Origin of the sequence: Pseudomonas sp. GM84 (genome assembly GCF_000282535.1) — a bacterium.
GTDB lineage: Bacteria > Pseudomonadota > Gammaproteobacteria > Pseudomonadales > Pseudomonadaceae > Aquipseudomonas.
In genome coordinates, this window is record NZ_AKJC01000240.1 from 1 (window position 1) to 5,458 (window position 5,458).

General features: G+C 62.1%; 4 protein-coding genes. All 4 read left to right on the forward strand.

Features of this window, described 5'->3' with window-relative positions:
• Window positions 1-560 (forward strand): lytic transglycosylase domain-containing protein (locus PMI38_RS19185; RefSeq protein WP_008097364.1); only part of this gene is annotated, 560 nt, incomplete at its 5' end.
• Between the two features lie 77 nt (window positions 561-637).
• On the forward strand, window positions 638-2,095 hold the full coding sequence (locus PMI38_RS19190; protein ID WP_008097366.1) for a sensor histidine kinase: 1,458 nt from the start codon (window positions 638-640) through the stop codon (window positions 2,093-2,095).
• Between the two features lie 290 nt (window positions 2,096-2,385).
• A complete protein-coding gene (locus PMI38_RS19195; RefSeq protein WP_008097367.1) occupies window positions 2,386-3,885 on the forward strand; it encodes a sensor histidine kinase in 1,500 nt (499 codons plus the stop codon).
• Window positions 3,854-5,278: a sigma-54-dependent transcriptional regulator gene (locus PMI38_RS19200; protein ID WP_008097369.1), complete on the forward strand. Its 1,425-nt coding sequence runs from the start codon at window positions 3,854-3,856 to the stop codon at window positions 5,276-5,278. Before PMI38_RS19195 ends, PMI38_RS19200 begins: the two co-directional genes overlap by 32 nt.
• Window positions 5,279-5,458: the final 180 nt, after the last annotated feature.

Here is a 5,458-nt window from a genome sequence, read left to right on the forward strand (position 1 = left end):
CGGCAGGTGCCGCCCAGGCCGATGTGTACATCTCCATCGATGCCAAGGGCGGCTATGTGCTGAGTAACGTCCATCGACCCGGGCGCCACTATGACCGGGTGATCAGCGAACCGATCGCCCAGGCCGGCCCGGCCAATGCCCAGTTGATCACTGGGCGGCCCTATGCCGAACTGGTGGCGGCCGCCGCACAGGCGCACAACGTACCGCAGGCCTTGCTGCATGCGTTGATCAAGGCGGAGTCCGGCTACAACCCCAAGGCCCGATCGGCGGCTGGAGCGGTCGGCTTGATGCAACTGATGCCGGATACCGCGCGGGAAATGGGGGTGGAAAACGCGCTCGACCCCGAGGACAACGTGCAGGGCGGCGCCCGCTACCTCAAGCGCATGCTGAAGTTGTTCGACAATGACATCACGTTGGCCGTGGCCGCCTACAACGCCGGACCCGATGCAGTGCTGCGCCGCGGTGCGGTGCCGCCGTTCGCCGAAACCCGGCGCTACGTGCCCAATGTGCTGCGTGAGTACCGCAAGCTGCAGGGGCTGGCAGCCGACGCCCCGCTTTGACTGAACACCAATCGGTGCGCCGGTTACCCAACTCTGGGCTATAACCTTTCAACAGGTGCCCTGCAGTGGAGCTCGACATGGACATCGTCCGCGGTTCCGATACACCCGAAGTGCACGACCACGGCGAGGCGGCAACCGCGCGCAAGCCCTTCAACCTGCTGCGTTGGTATGCCTGGGTCAGCCTGGCCATCATCCTCTCGGTGGCGGCGGGGCTGGGGCTTATTTCCAGTCGGTTCATCATTAACGAAAGCGTCGAGCGCGATGCCTTGTTGACGGCCCAGTTCATCACCTCGATCGCCGACGCCGAGGTGCGCCACGTGGCGATTGCCAACGTGCGCACCATGGGCGAGCTGCTCGATCCACGGACCGACCGGGCGGCCTTGCCAGACGTCGACCCCGAAGCGCGGCGCAAGGCGCGGGGTGAATTTCTCGACCACATCGCTCATTTGCCTGACATGTTGCTGGCCAATATCTATGCCCCGGACGGCACGGTGATCTGGTCCACCAACCCGGCCCTGATAGGCAAGCTCATCCAAGGTGACGACGACCTGGACCGGGCCTTCGAATACAAGATGCGCGTCTCGGCCAGCTACCACAATTTCGAGCAAGCCCGTGCCGAGCAGAAGTTCGTGACACCGCCCGAGCAGTTGTTCATCGAAAACTACATTCCCTTGTTCGACGCCGACGGCGAACGCGTCACGGCGATGGTGGAAATCTACAAGGAGCCCCATGACCTGATCGTGCGCATCGAACATGGGCTGATGCTCATCTGGTTGGCCATCACCGTCGGGGCCGGGCTGGTGTACGTCGGGCTGTACGGCATCATGCGCCGCGCCGCGCGGGTCATGGAGGTGCAGCAGAAACGACTGATCAATAACGAAACCTATGTGGCCCTGGGCGAAGTGTCCTCGGCGGTGGCCCACAGCCTGCGCAACCCCCTGGCGAGCATTCGTTCAAGTGCCGAACTGGCCCAGGCGTTCGACGAGGGCCCGGTACAGCGCAACGTCAACGACATCATCAGCCAGGTCGACCGCATGTCACACTGGATTCGCCAGTTGTTGCAGTCGTTGCGACCGCTCAATGACGACCCCGTGTCGGTTGACCTGCCGCAAGCCTTGCAGGAAAGCCTGCAGGCGTTTGCCGTGCCGCTGTCACGCAGTGGGGTAACCCTGGACCTTCAACCGCTGCCGGCAGTGGAGGTGTTGAGCCAGCCGGCACTGCTCAGGCAGGTTTTCAACAGTTTGATCGCCAATGCTCTCGAAGCCATGGAGCAAGGTGGTCGCTTGCGGGTAGAGGTAGTCAAGCAGGATCGACGCAGCCTGACCCTACGCCTTTCCGACAGCGGCAAGGGCATGAACGAACAGCAGCAACGCATGGCATTCAGGCCGTTCTTTACCACCAAGCAAGGTGGGTTAGGGGTGGGGTTGGTGCTGGTCAAGCGCATCATGGAGCGTTACGGCGGCTCGGTCAGGCTGAGCAGCAGCGAAGGCCATGGCACCCGCGTTTCACTCAATTTTCGATTGGCAGAAACTTAATTGAGTATTTATAAAAGCTACATAGTTAATTGATTTATAACGATTACATTTAAAGTGGGTAAAAAATCCCCAATAGTGGGGACTGACGTCCGGACTCGATTGATAACCGTTTTGTAAGGTATTGAAATATAGATATATAAAGTTGTGCCGTTTCACTGGCTGGCTTCTTGCAACGAATTACGCGCATCAACTGGCAGCTGCGGTTGCCTTGGTGAGCGCCATCAAATTGCTACTTGGCGTAGCAGGTCGTCGATGGCGTTCTGAACGGAATCCCGCGCGGGAACAAAGCAATGCAGCAGACGCTGGAAAACGATGTTCCCGACAAGGCTGGGGTACCACCCGGTGGCGGCATCGCCACACCGCTCAAGCAGTTCAACTTGCTGCGTTGGTTTTCCCTGATCAGCCTGCTCATCATTGCCTCGGTGGCCGGTGGCCTGGGCTATGTGTCCACGCGCTTCGTGGTCCGTGACAGTGTCGAGCGCGATGCCATGCTCACGTCGCAATTCATCCAGGCCATGGCCCAGGCCGAAGTGCGCCACTCGCAGCTGCCACCGGGTACCACCATGGGTGAGCTGCTCGACTCGCGCCTGGACCAGCAGCACCTTCAGTTCAGCCCCGCACTGGCGGAGTCGACCCGCGTCGAATTCCTCGACCATGTGGAGCACCTGCCCGACACCTTGCTGGCCAATGTCTATGCCCGCGACCGTACGATCGTGTGGTCGACCAATCCTGTGCTGATCGGCAAGCGCATTGACGCCGACAGCGATCTGGACCATGCCTTCCGCTCGCGCAAGGCAGTCTCGGCCAGTTACCACCAGGCCGAGGATGATCGCGAGGAGCAGAAGTTCCTGCGTGATCCGCAGTACCTGTTCATCGAGAACTACATTCCCTTGTTCGACAGCCAGGGCGAGCAGGTGCTGGCCATGGTCGAGATCTACAAGGAGCCCCAGGACCTGATCCGGCGTATCCAGCGGGGTTATGTGGTGATCTGGGCTTCGACCCTGGTGGGCGGGGCGTTGATCTACTTCGGCCTGTTCTGGATCGTGCGTCGCGCCGCGCAGATGCTGCAGCATCAGCAGGAGCGGCTGGTGGCCAGCGAAACCTACGTGGCCCTGGGCGAGATGTCTTCGGCGGTGGCCCACAGCCTGCGCAACCCCTTGGCCAATATCCGCTCCAGTGCCGAGCTGGCCCAGGAGATCGCCAACCCGCAGGCGCGCAAGAACATCACTGACATCATCAGCCAGGTCGACCGCATGTCGCGCTGGGTCCGCGAACTGCTGGTGTCGCTGCGCCCGACCAGCGACCAGGCCGAGGCGGTGGACCTGGTGGCGGCCATCGAAGACACCCACCTGGCCTTTGCCCAGCAGATCGAGCGCAACGGCGTGCGCTTCAGCTTCGAAGGGCCGCAGAGTCAGTGGGTGGCAAGCCAGCCCCTGCAGTTGACACAGATCCTCAACAGCCTGTTTTCCAATGCCCTGGAAGCCATGCCCAAGGGCGGGGAATTGCGCGCCCAGGTCAGTGAGCAGGATGGCCAGCGCGTGCAGCTGCTGCTCAGCGACACCGGCAAGGGCATGACCGAGCAACAGGAACGGATGGTGTTCAAGCCGTTCTTCACCACCAAGCAAGGCGGGCTCGGCGTTGGCCTGGCCCTGGCCAAGCGCATCATGGAACGGTTTGGCGGCTCAGTCAGTTTGAGCAGCCGCGAAGAGGAAGGAACCCGCGTCAGCCTCACTTTCAATATCGCAGCGGGAGGGGACCATGGAGCAGAGCATCCTGGTAGTCGAGGATGATGACATCCTCGGCGATAACATTCGCACCTATCTGAGCCTCAAGGGCTACGAGGTGACGTTGTGCAACACCGCAGAGCTTGCGCTCGAGCAGATCAAGCGAGCCCAGCCCGATGCGGTACTGACCGACAACTCGCTGCCCGGTATGAGCGGGCACGACCTGTTGCGCAAACTGGTCGCCCAGGCGCCGGACCTCAAGGTGATCATGATGACCGGTTACGGCAACGTCGAGGATGCCGTGCAGGCCATGAAGGAGGGCGCTTTCCACTACCTGACCAAACCGGTGGTGCTGGCCGAGCTCAAGTTGACCCTGGACAAGGCGCTGGCCGCCGACCGGATGGAGCGCACCCTGTCGTTCTATCAGGACAGGGAGGCGCAGAAGTCCGGACTGCAAGCGTTGATCGGCGAGTCGCCGGTCATGCAGACGCTCAAGCACACCCTGCGCCAGGTGCTCGATGCGGAGCGTCGCATGGCCAGTGAAGAGCTCCCTCCGGTGCTGGTCGAAGGCGAAACCGGTACCGGCAAGGAACTGGTCGCCCGTGCCTTGCACTTCGATGGTTCGCGCAGCAAGGGGCCGTTCATCGAGTTCAACTGCGCCTCGATCCCCGCCAACCTGCTTGAGGCTGAGTTGTTCGGCCACGAGAAGGGTGCGTTCACCGACGCCAAGGAGCGGCGCATGGGGCTGGTCGAGGCAGCCGACGGTGGCACGTTGTTCCTCGACGAGATCGGCGAGATGGACCTGGTGCTGCAGGCCAAGTTGCTCAAGCTGCTGGAAGACCGCAGCATCCGGCGCATTGGTGCGGTCAAGGAGCGCAAGGTCGACTTGCGTGTGATCAGCGCCACCAACTGCAACCTCGAGCAGATGGTGCAGCAAGGCAAGTTCCGCCGCGACTTGTTCTTCCGCCTGCGCATCATTGCGCTGAAGGTGCCGCGCCTGCACGCCCGCGGGCAGGACGTGCTGCTGTTGGCGCGGCACTTCCTGGCCCATCACGGTCGCCGTTATGGCAAGCCGAACCTGCGCTTTAGCGCCGAGGCCGAGAACCTGATGCTGGGCTACAGCTGGCCGGGCAATGTCCGCGAGTTGCGCAACATGCTGGAGCAGACTGTGCTGCTGGCACCCAATGAAGTGGTCCAGGCGCACCAGCTCAACCTGTGCATGACCTTGGTCGACGAGCCTATGAGCGCGCCGGCACCGATGCTTTATGAGGTGCCGCGGCATGAGCCGGAGGCGGGCACCAGCCTGCCTGACATGGAGCGCGACCTGGTGTGCAAGACGCTGGATCGCACCGATTGGAACGTGACCAAGTCGGCGCGGATGCTCGGGTTGTCGCGGGACATGTTGCGTTACCGGATCGAGAAGCTGGGGTTGACCCGGCCAGACAAGCGCCAGTGGTGAAGCTGGGGGCGCTTCGCGCCCCAATCGCCGGCAAGCCGGCTCCCACAGGTACGGTGGTGCCTCTTCTGTGGGAGCAACTGTCTTGCTCAATTTCTAAAAGCTGGCGCGATTCCTGTGGGAGCGGGCTTGTCCCGCGAACACCGGCGAAGCCGGTGCCATGCTCCGCGCTGCCTGTTTCGC